This window comes from Rhizobium sp. WYCCWR 11152 (assembly GCF_013087615.1).
Lineage (GTDB): Bacteria > Pseudomonadota > Alphaproteobacteria > Rhizobiales > Rhizobiaceae > Rhizobium > Rhizobium indicum.
The window spans coordinates 1-16,487 of the sequence record NZ_JABFCP010000001.1; the positions used below are offsets into that span (position 1 = coordinate 1).

Here is a 16,487-nt window from a genome sequence, read left to right on the forward strand (position 1 = left end):
AAACCATCATGAAGGTGGCAAGCGAAATCGTCCGCCAGCAGGACGCCTTCCTGCTGCACGGCGTCGATTACCTGCGCCCGCTGAACCTGAAAACGGTCGCCGAGGCGATCAAGATGCATGAATCCACCGTCAGCCGCGTCACGTCGAATAAATATATGCTGACGCCGCGCGGCCTCTTCGAACTCAAATATTTCTTCACCGTCTCGATCAGCGCCGTCGCCGGCGGAGACAGCCATTCGGCCGAGGCCGTGCGTCACAAGATCCGTGCGCTGATCCTGCAGGAGAGCCCGGAGGCGGTGCTTTCCGACGACGATATCGTCGACATGCTGAAGAAGGGCGGCGTCGATCTCGCCCGCCGCACCGTAGCGAAATACCGGGAGGCAATGAACATTGCCTCTTCGGTCCAGCGCCGCCGCGAGAAACGGGCGCTCGCCAAGGTCGCCGGCTTCTAACGCTGTCATGCTTCGACCTGGATCGAAGCATCCGGCCCTAAGCGGCGCGACTCTATGAAGCTAGCCGGTGGGTGAGTTTGGATCACGCCCGCGGTGCTTGCGCTGGCCAAGTCCGCCATGTCTATTTTGGGCGTAACCGCCCGATTGGCACCGCCTGCCGCCTGAGATCTTGATGGCCTAAGACACGTGTTTAACGACGTCGTTAGCGACGTGTCTTAGGCGAGGTTGCGATGCGCGTAGAAATTCTTGGGCAAGAACGCCGACGTCGGTGGAGCAACGAGGACAAGCTCGCGATTGTTACGGCGGTTGGGGAAGCTGGAGCCACGATCACCGAGGTAGCTCGTCGTCACGATGTCACACGGCAGCAGATCTACACCTGGCGCAGCGAGTTGAAGAAGAAGGGGCTGCTCTCGACGTCAGGGAATGCGGTGTTCATTCCGGTCGGGCTGAGTGCGGCTCAGGCCGATGTCTCTGAAGGAAGAGAGATCTGCTGCGGAATAATCGTGCTACGATTGAGCTGCGGCCGCACGCTTCGTTTCGAGAGTTCTATGGCTCCCGATGTCCTGACGCAGATTATCCGGGCAGTGGAAGCAGCATGATTGGGCCTGGGACCGGCGTTCGGGTGTATCTTGCGTGCGGGATCACGGACATGCGCAAGGGAGTAGAAGGCCTTGCCGCGCTTGCGCAGGATGTTTTGCGTCAGAAGCCGACTGGCGGCGCGGTCTTCGCCTTTCGCGGCAAGCGTGGCGATCGTTTGAAGCTGCTGTATTTTGATGGCCAGGGCTTCTGCCTGTATTACAAGATCTTGCAGAAGGGGCGGTTTCCTTGGCCTTCGGCATCCGACGGGACTGCCCGGCTGACGTCGGCCCAGCTGGCGATGTTGTGGGAAGGGATCGATTGGCGTCGTCCTGATTGGGGTGCGCCACCGGCCCGTGTCGGGTGATTTTATCTCACTGAAACCACTGGTTTTTATGGAAATTTCTCCTGGCTCGTGGTAGTCAGGATCATGTCTAGCGCGACGACAAATCTTCCGGACGATCCAGCCTTTCTCAAGGCAATGATTGCCGCTTTGCAGGCGGAAAATGCGAAGATGTCGGCCACATTGCAAGCGCATGATCAGTTAATCCAAACGCTGCGGCTGCGCATTGCCAAGCTGAAGAAACAGGTCTTCGGCAAGTCGTCTGAAAAGATTGAGCGTGAAATCGAGCAGTTGGAACTGGCGCTTGAGGATCTGTTGATCGCCGCCGCTGAAGGCAGTACGGCGCCAATCGATGAACCTGATGAGGCGGCGTCTGTTGTTCCCTTGGCGGATACGGCTGAAAAGATCATGCGCCGGCGCCCACGCGTCTCGGACAAGGCGGTTCGCGAGCGCCGAGAGCTCGATCCTGGCTCCTGCTGCCCGGAATGCGGAGGTGAATTGCGTCTTGTCGGTGAGGACGTCAGCGAAATCCTCGACATGATCGCCGCGCAGATGAAAGTCATCAAGGTTGCTCGACTGAAGAAGTCCTGCCGCTGCTGCGAGAAAATGGTGCAGGTGGCAGCGCCCAGCCGCCCGATACCGGGCAGCATGGCCGGCGCTGGCCTCTTGGCGTATATTCTGGTCTCGAAGTTCGACGACCATTTGCCACTGTACCGGCTGAACGAGATCTTCGCCGGCATGGGCGCCGACATTCCCGACAGCCGATGGTTGATTGGTGTGGTCGCGCCATGCAGGTGCTTCAGCCTCTCATCGAGCGGATCGAAACGGCGATTATGGCAAGTGACCTCCTTCATGCCGACGACACCCCGATCCGAGTGCTGGATCGCTCGCTGCGGGATATGGGGTTGGGCAAGGGTGTGAAGAAGGGCAGGATCTGGACGTATGTCCGCGATCAGCGTCCATGGGCAGGCAGTTCCCCGCCCGGTGCAGTCTACTATTTTGCTCCTGACTGGAAAGAAGAGCACGTCCACCGCCACCTCAAGCAATCAAGCGGCATCCTTCAGGCTGACGGCTACAAAGGATATGGCAAGCTATACGCGCCTGGAGAAAAGGGAACATCTCGCTTTAAGGAGGCCGCCTGCTGGGCTCATTGGCGACGAGACTTCCACGACATCTGGACATCAAACAAGTCGGAGACTAGGAGGCGCGCTGAAGACCGACCGCGATGTCATCAAGGGCCGTTAGTCATATGGCACCGCGGCGCGGACTGCCGCTGGCCGCATCAATGGCCCGAGCATGCGAGGTACCTGCGCGATGAGTCTGGCAACCAGCGGCCGGCGCAAGGGCATCAAGCGCGCGTTGGAGCACGAGGACGAGGTGCTGGCGCACTGCAAGGCGAAGGGTTGATTTCAGCCGCTTTGCACTGTCCTCGTCTACCAACTGGAAAGCGGCGATTCAGAACCTGCATTCGACAATGACGTTTTCGAAGTTAACGATCGCGTCTGTCCGCGCCCTGTCCCTGCGATGAAGGCTGCATGTTGAAGTCGACGATGTGCCGAGGTTATCAGGGCGGTGGAACAGGCGATCGTCGCTAGCGATCACCCGGCTACCAAGTCGAAGCATCCCCGGGCCGATGGCCAGATCAAGCGACTTCGCCGCCGCCTCCATTCGGGCGTCGCCTGTGGCGCTGTTTAGTCGTTCTCTATCACAAGATCGCGAATGGCTGCAGGATACATCTGTTCGTGGATGTTTTGTGCATGTGCCAAGGCGCTCTCGTAGTCAACGTGAAGGTGGACGCGCGACATCGCGCCATTAAGCTCGGTCACCACGACCCTTGATCCGATGGCGACCGCGCGCGTGCCTGCCGATGCGACAAGGCGCATCGCAAAATCGATGTCGGTTATGATGCAAAGGCAAGGCCTGCCGTCCACTTCAAAGAATATTGAGCTAATGTCGTGTTGATCAAGAAGCACAAGGAGAGTGTCGCATTCTGCGTCACTCGCGACAGCTAATACTGCTGCGTCGCGTGCTACTGTCACGGAACCGGAGTATCCGTGGCCTGTGATGATCGTGCCCGTCTCCGCTCCGTCACTAGTCAGTGCTTTGCAAACTATGGCGACTGCGTGCTTTTTAGCATAATCCACTGCCCTATGGTGCAGCACCTTTGCGCCTTGCCGCGACATCTGCGCAATCGTCCAATACCCAATCTTCGGGATTAATCGTGCCCCTGGTACAAGATGAGGATCTGCGGTGTAGACGCCCTTAACATCTGAATATATTTCGCAAGCTTGCTCTCCTAACATAGCTGCGATCACGACGGCTGTCAGGTCGGAGCTGTTTCTGCCGAGAAACGTTAGTCTGCCCAATTGATCAATTGCCTGACCACCCGTGGCAATGACAATGTCATGCTCCTGAAGTGCAGCCCTGATTGGCTGAGGATCGACGCTTTCTACTGAAGCCCGACCGAAGTCTGAATTTGTGCGTATCCCTAGGACATAGCCGTTCAACGACGTCACGGGAATCCCAAGGCGACTGACCGCAGCTTCCAACATGCAGGCACTTAGCATCTCGCCCGTGGCAAGTGCCGCATCGAGATTCGATGGTGATGCTTCCCTGTTGACGCCAAGCATGGTTGCTTTCAGCTTGTCGGTTATACCATACATTGCGCTGACCACGGCGATAATCTTGGTTCCGCCTGCAGCCCGCAGCTTAGCTAAATGCTGAGCAACTCGAGCGTAGTCACAAGGATCTCGAAAACTCGAACCGCCGAATTTGACAATAGTCGTCTTCATGTTTCATCCATCAAGTTATTGGCGATCACAAGCTGTGCGATGAGGAGTGCGTTGAGTGCGGCTCCGACGTGAACGTTGTCGGCTACAACCCACATCCACAGCCCGCGCGGATTCTCTGGATTAACTCGGACTCGACCGACGTGAACATATGCAGGGTCTCCCAGAAAGCGCGGCGTTGGATATCCGTCGCGAATTTCGTCAGCATAAAGTCGAACACCTGGTTCATTTGCCAGGAGCTCATGGACCTGTTCTAGTCGAACATGATCGTCGAACTCGACGTATACCGCCTCGGAATGACACGTCTTTACCGGCACTCTAACGCAGGTGGCGGTTAACTGCAGACGAGGCATACCGAAGATCTTCCGTGACTCTTGAACCAGCTTGCGTTCCTCGAGAGCCACGCCTTCGCTGGAAATCTCTCCGATCTGCGGTATGACATTGAATGCAAGAGAGACAGGGAAGCTCTCCGCAGCGGGCCGCGTGCTCCCCTTGAGCCAGGCTTCGGCACCGTCTTCTAGCTCGTTAATCCCGCGCCGGCCAACTCCTGAGGCGGCTTGATAAGTAGTCAAAAGAACCTGGTTAACGCCGAACGTCGCTATCAACGGTCGTAGTGCCCGAACCAGCTGTATCGTGGAGCAATTTGGATTTGCTACTATTCCAGACGGTGGACGAACCGTAAGTGAACAGGCGTTAACTTGTGGTACGATGAGGGGTACGTCAGGGCTCATTCGAAAAGCATTCGAGTTATCAATCACCAAGGCTCCTTGGGATGCGAACCGAGGTCCCCATACGGCGCTTACGTCGCCGCCTGCAGAGAAGAATGCAATGTCGGTTTTGGTATCATCGATATTGCGAATGTCGCGTAGTGCCTCAACTAAGTATGTTTGGTCTCGAAACTTGAGTTGACGCGCACCCGAACTGGAGGCGAACAGCCTCAGTCGATCGACCGCAATCTCGCTTTTTTCCAATAACTTGATCAGGGCCGTTCCAACCACCCCGGTTGCTCCAACGACAGAGATATCTAATGCTCTCATAAGGATCCTCATTTAGAAGCTCGTGGTTGGATCTTGTTTTCAAATCCGAAGCCCGCTTCGGCCGCCCAAGGATGTAACGGGAAGGCTGTCGTCGCGGCTAAATGCACAGTTCAATGCCTCCTCTCTTCAGATCGTTCGACTTTCGACCTGGTGTTTCCTGTGATCATTGCCTCCGAATGGAAGACTGGATGCCCAGAAAGAGCTTCGCATCGCATGGCTGGATTTGCTTGCATGCTAAGTTGCCATGCCGCCTTCTCCACGTCTTGAACCGATGCAATTGTCCCGCACTGTGAATAGCGCCGGCGGCTTCTATCGCTCCGAATGGAATCAAGATCCGTGCACCGCACGATGATCAACGGCGACATGAGTCTGGCAGTTCTTGGGACAGACGCGCGCACACGCTCCGCAGCCGATACAGCGGCCGGGATAATCAATGACCATGATCACGCGACTGAGCTCACCATTAAAGTCGTCCTCGCCATCACAGACACCGAGCATTTCGCCTGCCTCGTCCATGCCGTAGGGATGCATGACCTCGCGAGAGCAGACCTTGAAGCAGCGACCGCAGCCGATGCACATCGCAGGGTTGATCGAATCTAAATATTCCGGCATCCATCGGGATCCGTCGCGAGCCACGAATGCGCTTGTCATAGATTCCTCCGATTTAACGAGTTCTGTCGATGATAAATGTTTCCGCCGAAGGCCCGCCGATTGCCCGCCGACACGCGTTGCGTGTCGCGTCGTAGATGACAAAGAATCCGGCCGATTCTAACTCCGCATTCAGTCCCTTCACATCTTGCGTGGGCTCTTCTCAAAGCGCCCACCTGCCGTTTCGGCCGCTGTTGATAGAATCTGCCATTGAAGAGCGAGAGGCGACGAATTGATCTCATTTTGCGATTCCCGCGCGTCGGTTGGGTCAAGTCGGCCAAGTGTTCGGAGGGCGGTTAGCCTGAATGATGTTCGCGAGGTCAAAGATCATGTCGCGGGTTCCCCGGTATAATATTGTAAGCTTGTGCTGGCTGCCGACGCGGTCGAACATGGGCAAACCAACCCGCATCAGCGGAACGCCGAGACGCTTGGCAGCTTCTCGGCCGTGCGAGTGTGTGACGATAAGATCGGCCGTTGCGCCGAGACTTTCCAGATCACCGAGATCGCCGACTTTGACGGTCTTCGCCGGTACCATCTCGAGTGCTTTCGAAGTGCCGGTCGTGGTGACCGCGGCCGCAATTTCCGCACCCATGGCGGTAAAAAAATCGGAGAACTGGAAGAGTTGATCCGGCTCGGAGGCGATTGCGATCTTCTTGCCTGCCATATGGGAATGTCCGTCGAGCATGGCATCCTGCAGCTGCATTCGGTTGCGGCGGACATTGAGCGGTGTCTGTTTTCGCGACACAGCGGCAAGCACGCGAATAAAGCGATCGACGTTCTCTAGACCCGTCAGCGATCTAAACAGCACGTACGGCACGCCGGTTAATCTCTGCAGCGCTTCAGCCGATCGCCGCATATGCTCACCGATTGCAATGCACTGCATGGTCGTACCGAGATCGCGGATCTCCTCCACTTTCGTGCCGCCATACGTTGCCGGCATCCATTGTTCGGGGACGGAGCCGTCGAGTGCTCCGGATACGTCGGGCAGAATAACCGGGTCGAGCCCGAAGCTTACGGCCGTCTCGCGCAAATGTTCAATATCAGCTACTGTTAAGTTGCAGCCAGGCAAGATCGCGACCTTCCCCGGATCACGATACTGCTTGTCAGGTCGCGTTATTGCCTCGATCATGGCGGTAACAGCTTTGGACCAACCCTCCTCTATGGCGCCGTCAAAGTCCGGCGTTTTGGCGACGACCACTTCGGTCCCCATAAGTTCTATCGCCCGCCTGCGCTTGATGTTTTCGACATCACCGGCGGCATCCTCGTCGCGGGCCTCTACCGATGCGGTCGTGCATATTCCGATTAGTCGTGGCCTCGTGCGGGCTTTGAGGCTGAGAATTGCCTCTTCGAGACGATCTGCGCCGCCGACGATTGTCGCGGCTTCGTTCATAGCCGTCGTTTGCAGCGGGATCGCTTCATTGAAATGCCTCACGAGTAGTGCGAGCGCGAAGCTCGTACATCCCTGGCTGCCATGGAGCAGAGGTATTGCGCCGTCAACGCCCAGAAAGGCGAAGGCAGCACCAAGCGGCTGCGACGACTTCAGGGGGTTGACCGCCGCCGACTTGGTTTGAGATACGACGCGTGCCATAGTACGACCTCAACATTCTTTGCGAGTCATCTCGCGGTTTTGGTTCGACGCGCTTACGCTTCTCTTTTCGCTCGCTTTTCAACGACCAAGCCCGGCTCCCATGGCGCCGGCTCGCGCACCTGCGGCCAAATCGGATTGTGAATTGCCAGGTCAATTTGTCGGGCAAGTTGCACCATTCCCTCATAGCCAGCGTAAGCGTGATGACGCTCCTGGTTGATGTCGAGCCAGGGCAGTTTTGCCTTTAGCGCTATATACTGGGTGCGTCCGCCCGACAGCATGATGTCGGCCTTTCTCTCGAGTAGAAGCGAGAAAAGCTCGCGCGGCGACATCGTCTCGAACAGGAGGTTCTCCTCCTTCAGGGTCTGTTTCACTCGCTCCCTATCTTCGAGCGTCGATTTCTTGACTGATGTGCCGACGATCTCCATGCCGATCTCCATCAGGGCATGGACGACCGACCAGGATTTCACGCCGCCTGTATTTAGAAGTACGCGCTTGCCCTCAAGGCGAGGTCGGTACGCTTCTAGCCTCTTCCACACCTTTTCCTCTTCCTTCGCTACAAGGATTTCCGTGCGCTGCAAAAGCGAGGGGTCAGCACCCTTCATTACAAGCAGATCGGCGATCCGCCGGAGCGCCTCCGAGGTGCCGGAAATGCCATAGAAGGAGCCCTCGAAAAATGGAATGTCCCACCGCTCCTGCATCTTACGTGCTAACGAAACGAACGCTGTCGAACACACCGTCATCGCTGCGCGTGAGCGGTGGGCGGAGGCGACTTGCAGATATCGCGCGTCTCCGGGAATACAGGCGCGGACGCGGATGCCGAGCTTATCCAAGAGCGGCTTCACCTGCCAGAACTCACCAGAGAGGTTAAATTCGCCGAGTATGTTGATGTCGCAAAGGCCTGGCTCATTGGGCTCCACAGTACCTATGACATGCTTGAGCAGCGCCTCGCCCGCTAGCTTGTTGCCGAGGTTTTTAGATCCGACAAAACCTGGCGCATTGACCGGCACCACCGGCAAGGCAAATTCGTCTGTCGCTCGCTTGCAAATAACGTCGATGTCGTCACCGATCATCGCTGTAACGCAGGTTGAATAGACAAAGATTGCCGCGGGCGCATACCCATCCTTGATTTCCCGGATCGCTTTAAAGAGCTTCCGTTCACTGTGGCCCATTACGATGTCGATTTCCGTAAGATCAGTCGTGAAGCTCGTGCGCCAAAGTGTTGGACCTGACGAGGCAGCGCCACGGTTGTCCCAGGAATTTCCCTCGCAGGCGAGCGGTGCGTGAATCAGATGTGCGACATCGGTGATCGGCTGCAGTGCGACCTTGGCGCCGTCGAAAGCGCAACCGCCGACGGCCGTTCCCGGGGCCATTGGCCTCGCGCAATTCCTTCGGCGCCCCTTCGGACCCTTGCTGCCGCCCCTTTCACTCGCGAGCTCGTGGAAGGCGTCTTTGATTTTGGCGTTGAGCGAGGACATTCGTCTGCCTTCAAATCTGGTGGAGAGAAAGGCCGCCTGACCCCGTTCTTAGCGAGTGAGGTCATACGAATAGTCTGTCACACCCGCGTGCATTGTTTCGCGATCGAGGGTGTCGAAGATCTTGTCCAGGATCGTCGTTAAAAGACGCAGTCCGCCCTGGTAACCCATGAGGGGGAATCGATGATGATGGTGCCGATCGAAAATTGGAAACATCAGCCGAACCAATGGGGTGCCGGTGTCCCGCTCGAGATACTTCCCGTAAGAATTGCCAATCAGAAGATCCACCGGCTCGGTGAAAAGCAGCGAGCGCAGTGCCCAGAGGTCCTTGCCTGGCCAAACCTGTGCATTCTTCCCGAAGGGCGAGGATGCGAGGAGTTCCTTCATCTCGTTCTCCCAAGCTGAGGTGCCGTTTGTGGCGAGGCAGTGGATTGGTTCGCCGCCGGTCTCCATGATGAAGCGCGCCATCCCAAAAACGAAATCTGGATCACCGTAAATCGCGTATTTTTTTCCATACAGCCAAGCTTGGCTGTCCGCCATCGCGTCAATGAGTCGCCCGCGCTCCAGGCGGATCGTCTCGGGAATTTCTCTCCTGGAAATCACAGATATCGCCATCAGGAGTTCGTCGGTAGCTTCGACGCCGAGAGGGTAGCGGAAGGAGGTCGTCGCTTGTCCAACGTCTCTGCAGTAATCTAACGTCTTGCGAGTGTTGTAATATTGCAGGGACAACGTCCCCTCCGCGTTCAACGCCGCCTTCACGTCATTGATTTTGGTCCCCCCGTCATACATCCTAAAGTTGCCATCGGAGGGGGTATCGAACTGATCTGATGCGTCCTGGATGAAGATGTAATTCACTTGCATCAAATTGAGCAGGCGTTTTAATTCGCGATTGTTCCCAACGCAGAAGCCATCAAATCCAGGAATGATGTTGATAGAAGCGGTCGCTTCACTTCGCGCGGTGCCCCTCCAGAAATTCTCCAGCACACCTTTTACCATGCTGTCGTAGCCATCGACATGGCTGCCGACAAAGGCTGGTGTGTGGGCGAAGGGGACATCGAAATCGCGCGGGACCGAACCTTCGCTTTTGGCATTTTCGATGAAACCATGCAGGTCATCTCCGATGACCTCTGCCATGCATGTGGTCGACACCGCGATCATCTTCGGGTTATAAAGCTTGTATGTGTTGGCGAGACCGTCGACCATATTTTTCAGGCCGCCAAATACAGCCGCGTCTTCTGTCATCGATGACGAGACCACCGATGACGGTTCCTTGAAATGGCGTGATAGGTGCGATCTGTAGTAGGCAACGCAACCTTGGCTGCCATGGACGAATGACATCGTTCGCTCGAATCCCGCCGCTGCGAAAACCGCGCCGAGTGGCTGACAGGCTTTGGCTGGATTGACGACAAGGGCTTGGCGGGCCAAGTTTTTCTCTCGGTATTCCCAGGTCTTCGTGAATTCGCGCTGCTCTGACACGACCTGATCCGGGTGTGGGCGTTCGAATTTCAGCTTTTTCTCGGCTAACATTTGCCTATATTCCGGCTCGCAGAACAAAGGCGCATGGTCGAGAGCTTTCTCGGCTGATTGCGGCATAGGGTCACCTCTTTCGATCTGGCTGCGACATGGAGGAGGTACAGAGACCTTCGATCCGGGTAAGGCCTCCGCGGTTTCTTCGAGAAATTCTAGGTTCTCATGCTAGGGCCACTCCCGCCAAAGCGCGGTCATTCTTCCAGGGCGCATGGTAAAGACCCCAAACGGGATTGTTGATGGCCATGTCCATGTCCCGGGCGAAAATCGAGAAACCGTCATAACCGTGATACGGACCAGAATAGTCCCACGAGTGCATCTGACGGAACGGAATGCCCATTTTCTGCACCGGGTATTTTTCCTTAATGCCCGACCCGACGAGATCCGGCCGAATTCCCTCAATGAATTTCTCTAGTTCATAGCTAGTCACGTCGTCGTAGATCAGCGTACCTTCCTTTACGTAGTGGCTGGTGCGCTGATAGTCGTCGCCGTGACCAAATTCGTAGCCGGTTCCTACGATTTCCATTCCGAGGTCCTCATAGGCGGTAATGACGTGACGAGGACGCAGTCCGCCGATGTAGAGCATCACCCGTTTGCCAAAGAGGCGCGGCCAATACTTGTCGACCACAGCCGAGACGAAGGGTCGGTATTTGGCGATGACTTTTTCGGTTCTATCTTCGATCTCCGGACCGAAATGCTTGGCTATGTTGCGCAGCGAGGCTTCGATCTGGAATGGGCCAAAGAAATTATACTCCATCCATGGAATGCCATATTTTTCCTCCATGTGCCTGGAGATGTAATTCATCGACCGATAGCAGTGAATGAGGTTGAGCGTAGCTCGAGGCGCGCGCTCCACTTCGGCGAGAGTTGCATCTCCCGACCAATTGCCGACCACGCGCAGTCCGATCTCTTCGAGCAGGATGCGCGATGCCCATGCATCGCCGCCAATGTTATAGTCGCCTATGACATTTACGTCGTAGGGACCCGCCTCGAATTTAAAGTCTTTCTTGTCGAAGACCCAATCTCGAATTGCATCGTTCGCGATGTGGTGGCCAAGCGATTGCGACACACCACGGAAGCCTTCGCAGCGCACCGGCACGACGGTCGTCGTGTGTTCTTTGGCCTTTTTTCGCGCCACCGCCTCAATGTCATCGCCAATCAGACCGATCGGACATTCGGACTGCAGGCTGATGCCATTGCTTAACGGGAAAAGTTCAGCAATCTCGTCGATGACCTTTTCCAGTTTCTTGTCACCGCCAAAAACGATGTCCTTCTCCTGGAAATCGGAGGTAAATTGCATGGTCACGAAAGTGTCGATGCCTGTCAGACCGACGTAATAGTTGCGACGTTGCGACCAGGAATATTGACCACAGCCCACAGGCCCGTGTGAAATGTGAACCATATCCTTGATCGGTCCCCAGACAACGCCCTTTGAACCGGCATAGGCGCATCCTCGGATCGTCATCACGCCAGGAACAGACTTGATGTTCGACTTTACCTCGCACTCGCTAATTGCGTTTGGGTCCTCGCCGGCGCCCTTTTCGCTCATTGCCACGCTAAGATGTTTACTACGGCGCTTCGCTGCTTTGCCCGGATATTGCGACAGCACGTCTGATATAAGCTTCGCATGGAAGTCACTGTCATTGTCGTATTTGAGGCTCATTGAACCTACCCCTTACAAATTCCGGATGAAAACCTCCCTCGCGGGATGGCGGGCGCTTTGCCTGTCGCTGCGCGCTCGTGTCAGTGTGATCACGGGGCAGCTATCAACCTGGCATCCCTGGCTTGAAGTTCGGCAAGCATCTGCTCATCGGTTTTCATGATCCCGAAATCGAGAAGCATGTCCTCAAGTTCTTCCATAGTGATGGGGGTCGGGACGGTGCCTTTGCCAGAATTGTCATGTATTCTTTGGGCAAGTGTGCGGTACTCGGCCGCTTGCTGAGAGTCCGGCGCATATTGGATCACCGTCATCTTTCTAAGTTCGGCATGTTGGACAATGTTGTCGCGTGGTACGAAGTGGATGAGCTTGGAATTGAGTTTGGCAGCCAGCGCTTCGGCGAGGTCGAGTTCGCGGTCGGTCTGACGCTCGTTACAAATGAGGCCACCCAGGCGCACGCTGCCGCCTGCAGCATATTTCAGGATGCCCCTGGCGATATTGTTGGCGGCATAAAGCGCCATCATTTCGCCGGACATGACGATGTAGATTTCCTGAGCTTTGTTTTCACGGATCGGCATCGCGAAGCCGCCGCACACAACGTCACCGAGCACGTCATAAGACACGTAGTCGACATCGTTGTAGGCGCCGTTCTCTTCGAGAAAGTTGATCGACGTGATAACGCCGCGTCCCGCGCAGCCGACGCCTGGCTCCGGGCCGCCAGACTCCACGCATTTGATACCTTTATAGCCTACCTTGAGCACGTCTTCGAGTTCAAGATCTTCAACCGAACCCCTCGTTGCTGCGAGATCAAGAACCGTATCCTGGGCCTTCGAGTTCAAGATCAGGCGCGTAGAGTCCGCCTTAGGGTCACAGCCAACGATGAGGATCTTCTGTCCATGGTCCACGAGGGCGGCTAGCGTGTTTTGGGACGTAGTGGACTTGCCAATTCCGCCCTTTCCATAGAATGCAATTTGACGCAGAGCTGCCATGTGTGGCGTTCCTTCGTGTGTTCGAGGCGATGCGGTTATCCCGCAACGCGGATGCGGAGGCGGTCCCGCTGCCTCGCAATAGCTCTCAAGATTCGTGCCAAGCGGTCCGATTGAGCTGACGAACAATAATTCGCCGCGATTCCAGCTATGTGGGCGCAAAATACGGGATTGAGAACAAGAACGCTTGTCACGTAACCGACAAAGGTGATGACAATGTCGAAATAGATTGTCACCCTCTGAGGGCCAATGAATGGTGGCCGTTTGTGCAATATCTGACCAACCGGCAGGATGTCTCATTTATCCATGCGTAGCTTCTAGGACTTTGTAGAGCAGCCATCACCAGACCGGCCGTAACAAATTCTGATCACTTGCCGCAAAGCGCTGTCTCCGGCGATGAAAAGCGCCATGCCGCGTCTGGTGCCTGCATAGGGTTAACGTCCTACTCTGCTGTCCATTATGATAGTGGCAGTGATGTCAACGAAGCTCTCGCCCCCGCACACACGGTCAGCAATCATGACCCTTAGACGACGAAGAAGGCGCCACTTGTGACAACACGTCGTACGGCATGGTCCAAGTTACCTAATAGCTGCTTCTTCAAGGGCACCCGCCCGGCGTAGATCGTTCAGAAAGCTCCGCTTTTCAGTAGCGTCCCATCCTTCGCCAACTTCAGAACAAATGATCTGCTCGTAATTTTCGAGGCCTTCGCCGAGTACCATTTCTCGCGTCAGGGATCTAAGTTGGCAAATTCCAAATGGCCTATTTAGTGGGGTACGTCATGAGTTACGGCATTGTCGCTCCTTTGTCGGTTACGTGACAGGCATTTTTGTTCTCAATCCCGTATTTTGCGCCCACATAGCTGGAATCGCGGCGAATTATTGTTCGTCAGCTCAATCGGCCCGCTTGGCACGAATCTTGAGAGCTATTGCGAGGCAGCGGAACGGCCTCCGCATCCGCGTTGCGGGATAACCGCATTGGTTTGAACACGTTAAGGAGTACCAGGCATGCCCGACTTAAAGGTAGGAGAGACCGCCACGAACCCACTCCAGATCGTTGATTGAGGGTGCTAGGGTGATGCCGCTAGCGACGAACCAAAAAGGAGCAAGATATTGACCCTTACAGAAGCTGTCCAGCCGTGTCGGGTTCAGAGAACCTGTGTTCGCAATGCAATACGAAACCAGAGGTTGACCGGTCCCAAATTACCGCATCCCAAACTCAAACAGCGACGAAGGACACAAAAATATGGCCCTTGAAGTTTCATTCCTATTTGGTGGTATCTCAACAGAGTATGACGGATCCATTACTTCCTTAATAAATGTCATCTCCTCCTATTTAGCTCTCAGCGATGAAAAGCGACCATTCGCTGTGAAACATCTGTATCACATTAGCCGAAACGATGGTCTTGTCCGCACAATCCCATTCTGCAGTGTGCTTACAATCGAGAAGCTTCAGGCCTATCTTTCCGACACTAGCACTCTCCCTGGAGATACACTGCTTACCACCTTTGATTCGATCAAATCTCGCGATGAATACGTCGTGAATTTGTTGCACGGACAGTTCGGAGAGGACGGAGGCGTCCAGACGCTCGCGGCGCTTGCAGGTCTAAGAGGCACTTTCGGCGACCCACACGTCGCGTCGTTGACGATGAATAAATACGCAATGTCGGCCTTCGTATCCTCGGTATTGCCCGCTGAACTCGTAAGAGTGCCAGAGACAACACTCGTAACACCGGCAAACGTTGCCGATTCATTAGAAATCGTGAAGTCATTGAGGCACTCGATCGTAGTGAAGCCGAATTCACTTGGTTCATCACTATTTGCCAAGTTATTCCATGAGCCTTCCAATTCGAAGACGGAGATTGAGGCCCTTCTTCACACGATATTTGCCCACGATAAGGCAGCGCTTATTCAAGAGTTCATTCCCGGTGACGAGTATACATGTGGCTGTATAATAGGATCGCGTATGATCACAACACTTCCGATCGTAAAACTCGAAGCGGATATGCAATTTTGTGGGCGCGACCAAAAATACTCTAGCAGAATCGCCAAGAAAAAAGTAATAAGCGACAATAGTGATATTTTCTTCAGGCTACAGTCAATAGCACAAAAGATCGCTTCTTCACTCGATTTTTACAATATGGTGCGATTCGATTTCAGAGTTTGCAAGGAATCGAATATTTGGTTCTTGGAATGCAATTACATTCCCGGGCTAGCTGAAGGTAGCTCATTCGAAAAAATGCTTCACCGTCATGGCATGACAGTCATAGACCTAATAGCGCGCGTCATGGCAGACTCAAATCCTTATCGAAAGCCTGGCCATTATATCGAATACGAGCGTGTTAATGAGTCTTGAACAGGGGAGGCTCGGCGTCGCCAGACGATCGAGGACCTTCTCACCCTCGAGGTGGAGAGGCCTTGGCAGGCCTCCAATACCTACGCTGACGCAGCAACAGCACTTTGAAAGCGGTCGCGATATGAACCACATGGAATTCCTCGCGCAGACCCCGTCCGTAGATGCGCCGACGCTTTGGTCATTCGTGAAGATGCACGGGTTGGAAAACTATTTCGTGATTGTCGATCGGCGTGAGGTCGCAAAGCCGTTTGACGTCGAGGACATCGTCAGGATTTGCAGTACAAACGTCGGAGCTGGCGGCGAACAACTGCTCACGATCGAACGACCCTCCGACGAGGGACGAAAGGCAGGCGCTTACGCGCAGATGAGAATCTTCAACATCGACGGCAAGGAAGTCGGTGCGTGTGGGAATGCTACGCGCTGCGTGGCTTACTTGTTGCTTGAAGAGACGGAGACTGAGGAAGTCCTGATCGAGACCAAGTCCGGGGTGCTGCAATGCTGCGGAGCAGGTCTTCGGCAGATCAGCGTTAAATTGGGGCCGATTAGCCTGGACTGGCAGCAAATCCCGTTGAGCCGCGAAATCGATACCCGTCATGTCCTTTTGACAAGCGGACCTCTTTCCAATGGGGTCGCGCTGAACATTGGCAATCCGCATGCTGTGTTCTTCGTCGATCAACTCGTCGTCGACGACATCCCGACCTATGCCCCGGTCGTGCAGAACGATCCGCTTTTCCCGGAAGGCGTCAACGTTGGCGTGGCCCAGATCGTCGACTCGCAAACCATACGCCTCGCCGTGTGGGAGCGTCCCGGCATTCTCACCAAAGCATGCGGGACCGGGGCTTGCGTTGCCGTCTATGCTGCGAAGATGCGAGGTCTCGTGAATTCTCCCAAGGTCACGGTACACCTTCCCGCGGGCGAACTTCAGATCGAGCTTGTCGAAAACAACATGGTGATCATGACCGGTCCTGTCGCTTTCTGCTGCCACGGTTTCATTGAAGGAGGAAATCCCAGCACTCCTGTGCTGGCATTGGCATGAGCTGATGGGCCGTTTCTTTAGACA

The 16,487-nt window shown here is 55.3% G+C and carries 12 protein-coding genes and 2 pseudogenes; 6 read left to right on the forward strand and 8 right to left on the reverse strand.

The features are described from left to right. The 4 genes and pseudogenes from G9X67_RS00005 to G9X67_RS00020 all read left to right on the forward strand — a co-directional run. A pseudogene (locus G9X67_RS00005) lies at positions 1-452 on the forward strand (RNA polymerase sigma-54 factor); the annotation flags it as partial. A gap of 230 nt (positions 453-682) precedes the next feature. Then, a complete protein-coding gene (locus G9X67_RS00010) occupies positions 683-1,051 on the forward strand; it encodes a transposase (RefSeq protein ID WP_127431690.1) in 369 nt (122 codons plus the stop codon). Further along, a complete protein-coding gene (tnpB, locus tag G9X67_RS00015) occupies positions 1,048-1,395 on the forward strand; it encodes an IS66 family insertion sequence element accessory protein TnpB (RefSeq protein WP_003554417.1) in 348 nt (115 codons plus the stop codon). The genes G9X67_RS00010 and tnpB overlap by 4 nt, the downstream gene beginning before the upstream one ends. A gap of 63 nt (positions 1,396-1,458) precedes the next feature. After that, positions 1,459-2,564: pseudogene (locus tag G9X67_RS00020) on the forward strand (IS66 family transposase); the annotation flags it as partial. 498 nt (positions 2,565-3,062) lie between these two features. Here the strand turns inward: G9X67_RS00020 and G9X67_RS00025 are convergent. The 8 genes from G9X67_RS00025 to nifH all read right to left on the reverse strand — a co-directional run bounded on the left by G9X67_RS00025 (position 3,063) and on the right by nifH (position 13,078). Beyond that, complete coding sequence (locus tag G9X67_RS00025; protein WP_127431689.1) at positions 3,063-4,163, reverse strand: uridylate kinase; 1,101 nt, start codon at positions 4,161-4,163, stop codon at positions 3,063-3,065. After that, positions 4,160-5,197, reverse strand: a complete 1,038-nt coding sequence (locus G9X67_RS00030) for an aspartate-semialdehyde dehydrogenase (RefSeq protein WP_171597699.1) — start codon at positions 5,195-5,197, stop codon at positions 4,160-4,162. Before G9X67_RS00030 ends, G9X67_RS00025 begins: the two co-directional genes overlap by 4 nt. Before the next feature lie 327 nt (positions 5,198-5,524). Further along, positions 5,525-5,848, reverse strand: coding sequence for a ferredoxin III, nif-specific (fdxB, locus tag G9X67_RS00035; RefSeq protein WP_127431687.1), 324 nt, complete (start codon positions 5,846-5,848; stop codon positions 5,525-5,527). Between the two features lie 265 nt (positions 5,849-6,113). Continuing rightward, on the reverse strand, positions 6,114-7,433 hold the full coding sequence (gene nifN / locus G9X67_RS00040; RefSeq protein ID WP_127431686.1) for a nitrogenase iron-molybdenum cofactor biosynthesis protein NifN: 1,320 nt from the start codon (positions 7,431-7,433) through the stop codon (positions 6,114-6,116). A gap of 53 nt (positions 7,434-7,486) precedes the next feature. Next, the gene (gene nifE / locus G9X67_RS00045; protein ID WP_127431685.1) at positions 7,487-8,908 is read right to left on the reverse strand and encodes a nitrogenase iron-molybdenum cofactor biosynthesis protein NifE; all 1,422 of its coding nucleotides are present in this window, start codon (positions 8,906-8,908) and stop codon (positions 7,487-7,489) included. A gap of 48 nt (positions 8,909-8,956) precedes the next feature. Next, positions 8,957-10,498 (reverse strand): nitrogenase molybdenum-iron protein subunit beta, encoded by a 1,542-nt coding sequence (nifK, locus tag G9X67_RS00050; RefSeq protein ID WP_127431684.1) that lies wholly within the window; start codon positions 10,496-10,498, stop codon positions 8,957-8,959. Between the two features lie 97 nt (positions 10,499-10,595). Continuing rightward, entirely contained in the window at positions 10,596-12,095 is a 1,500-nt protein-coding gene (gene nifD, locus G9X67_RS00055) for a nitrogenase molybdenum-iron protein alpha chain (protein WP_127431683.1), read from the reverse strand. Positions 12,096-12,184: 89 nt separating this feature from the next. Next, complete coding sequence (gene nifH / locus G9X67_RS00060) at positions 12,185-13,078, reverse strand: nitrogenase iron protein (RefSeq protein ID WP_127431682.1); 894 nt, start codon at positions 13,076-13,078, stop codon at positions 12,185-12,187. 1,239 nt (positions 13,079-14,317) lie between these two features. Here nifH and G9X67_RS00065 point away from each other — a divergent pair. Beyond that, a complete protein-coding gene (locus G9X67_RS00065) occupies positions 14,318-15,427 on the forward strand; it encodes a D-alanine--D-alanine ligase (protein WP_127431681.1) in 1,110 nt (369 codons plus the stop codon). A 121-nt stretch (positions 15,428-15,548) separates the two neighbouring features. Then, positions 15,549-16,463 (forward strand): diaminopimelate epimerase, encoded by a 915-nt coding sequence (gene dapF / locus G9X67_RS00070; RefSeq protein ID WP_127431677.1) that lies wholly within the window; start codon positions 15,549-15,551, stop codon positions 16,461-16,463. The last annotated feature ends 24 nt before the right edge of the window (positions 16,464-16,487 follow it).

Bases quoted from the DNA above. Each gene is read 5' to 3' on its own strand.
- G9X67_RS00010 (WP_127431690.1), top strand. From the start codon at position 683: ATGCGCGTAGAAATTCTTGGGCAAGAACGCCGACGTCGGTGGAGCAAC.
- tnpB (WP_003554417.1), top strand. From the start codon at position 1,048: ATGATTGGGCCTGGGACCGGCGTTCGGGTGTATCTTGCGTGCGGGATC.
- G9X67_RS00025 (WP_127431689.1), bottom strand. From the start codon at position 4,163: ATGAAGACGACTATTGTCAAATTCGGCGGTTCGAGTTTTCGAGATCCT.
- G9X67_RS00030 (WP_171597699.1), bottom strand. From the start codon at position 5,197: ATGAGAGCATTAGATATCTCTGTCGTTGGAGCAACCGGGGTGGTTGGA.
- fdxB (WP_127431687.1), bottom strand. From the start codon at position 5,848: ATGACAAGCGCATTCGTGGCTCGCGACGGATCCCGATGGATGCCGGAA.
- nifN (WP_127431686.1), bottom strand. From the start codon at position 7,433: ATGGCACGCGTCGTATCTCAAACCAAGTCGGCGGCGGTCAACCCCCTG.
- nifE (WP_127431685.1), bottom strand. From the start codon at position 8,908: ATGTCCTCGCTCAACGCCAAAATCAAAGACGCCTTCCACGAGCTCGCG.
- nifK (WP_127431684.1), bottom strand. From the start codon at position 10,498: ATGCCGCAATCAGCCGAGAAAGCTCTCGACCATGCGCCTTTGTTCTGC.
- nifD (WP_127431683.1), bottom strand. From the start codon at position 12,095: ATGAGCCTCAAATACGACAATGACAGTGACTTCCATGCGAAGCTTATA.
- nifH (WP_127431682.1), bottom strand. From the start codon at position 13,078: ATGGCAGCTCTGCGTCAAATTGCATTCTATGGAAAGGGCGGAATTGGC.
- G9X67_RS00065 (WP_127431681.1), top strand. From the start codon at position 14,318: ATGGCCCTTGAAGTTTCATTCCTATTTGGTGGTATCTCAACAGAGTAT.
- dapF (WP_127431677.1), top strand. From the start codon at position 15,549: ATGAACCACATGGAATTCCTCGCGCAGACCCCGTCCGTAGATGCGCCG.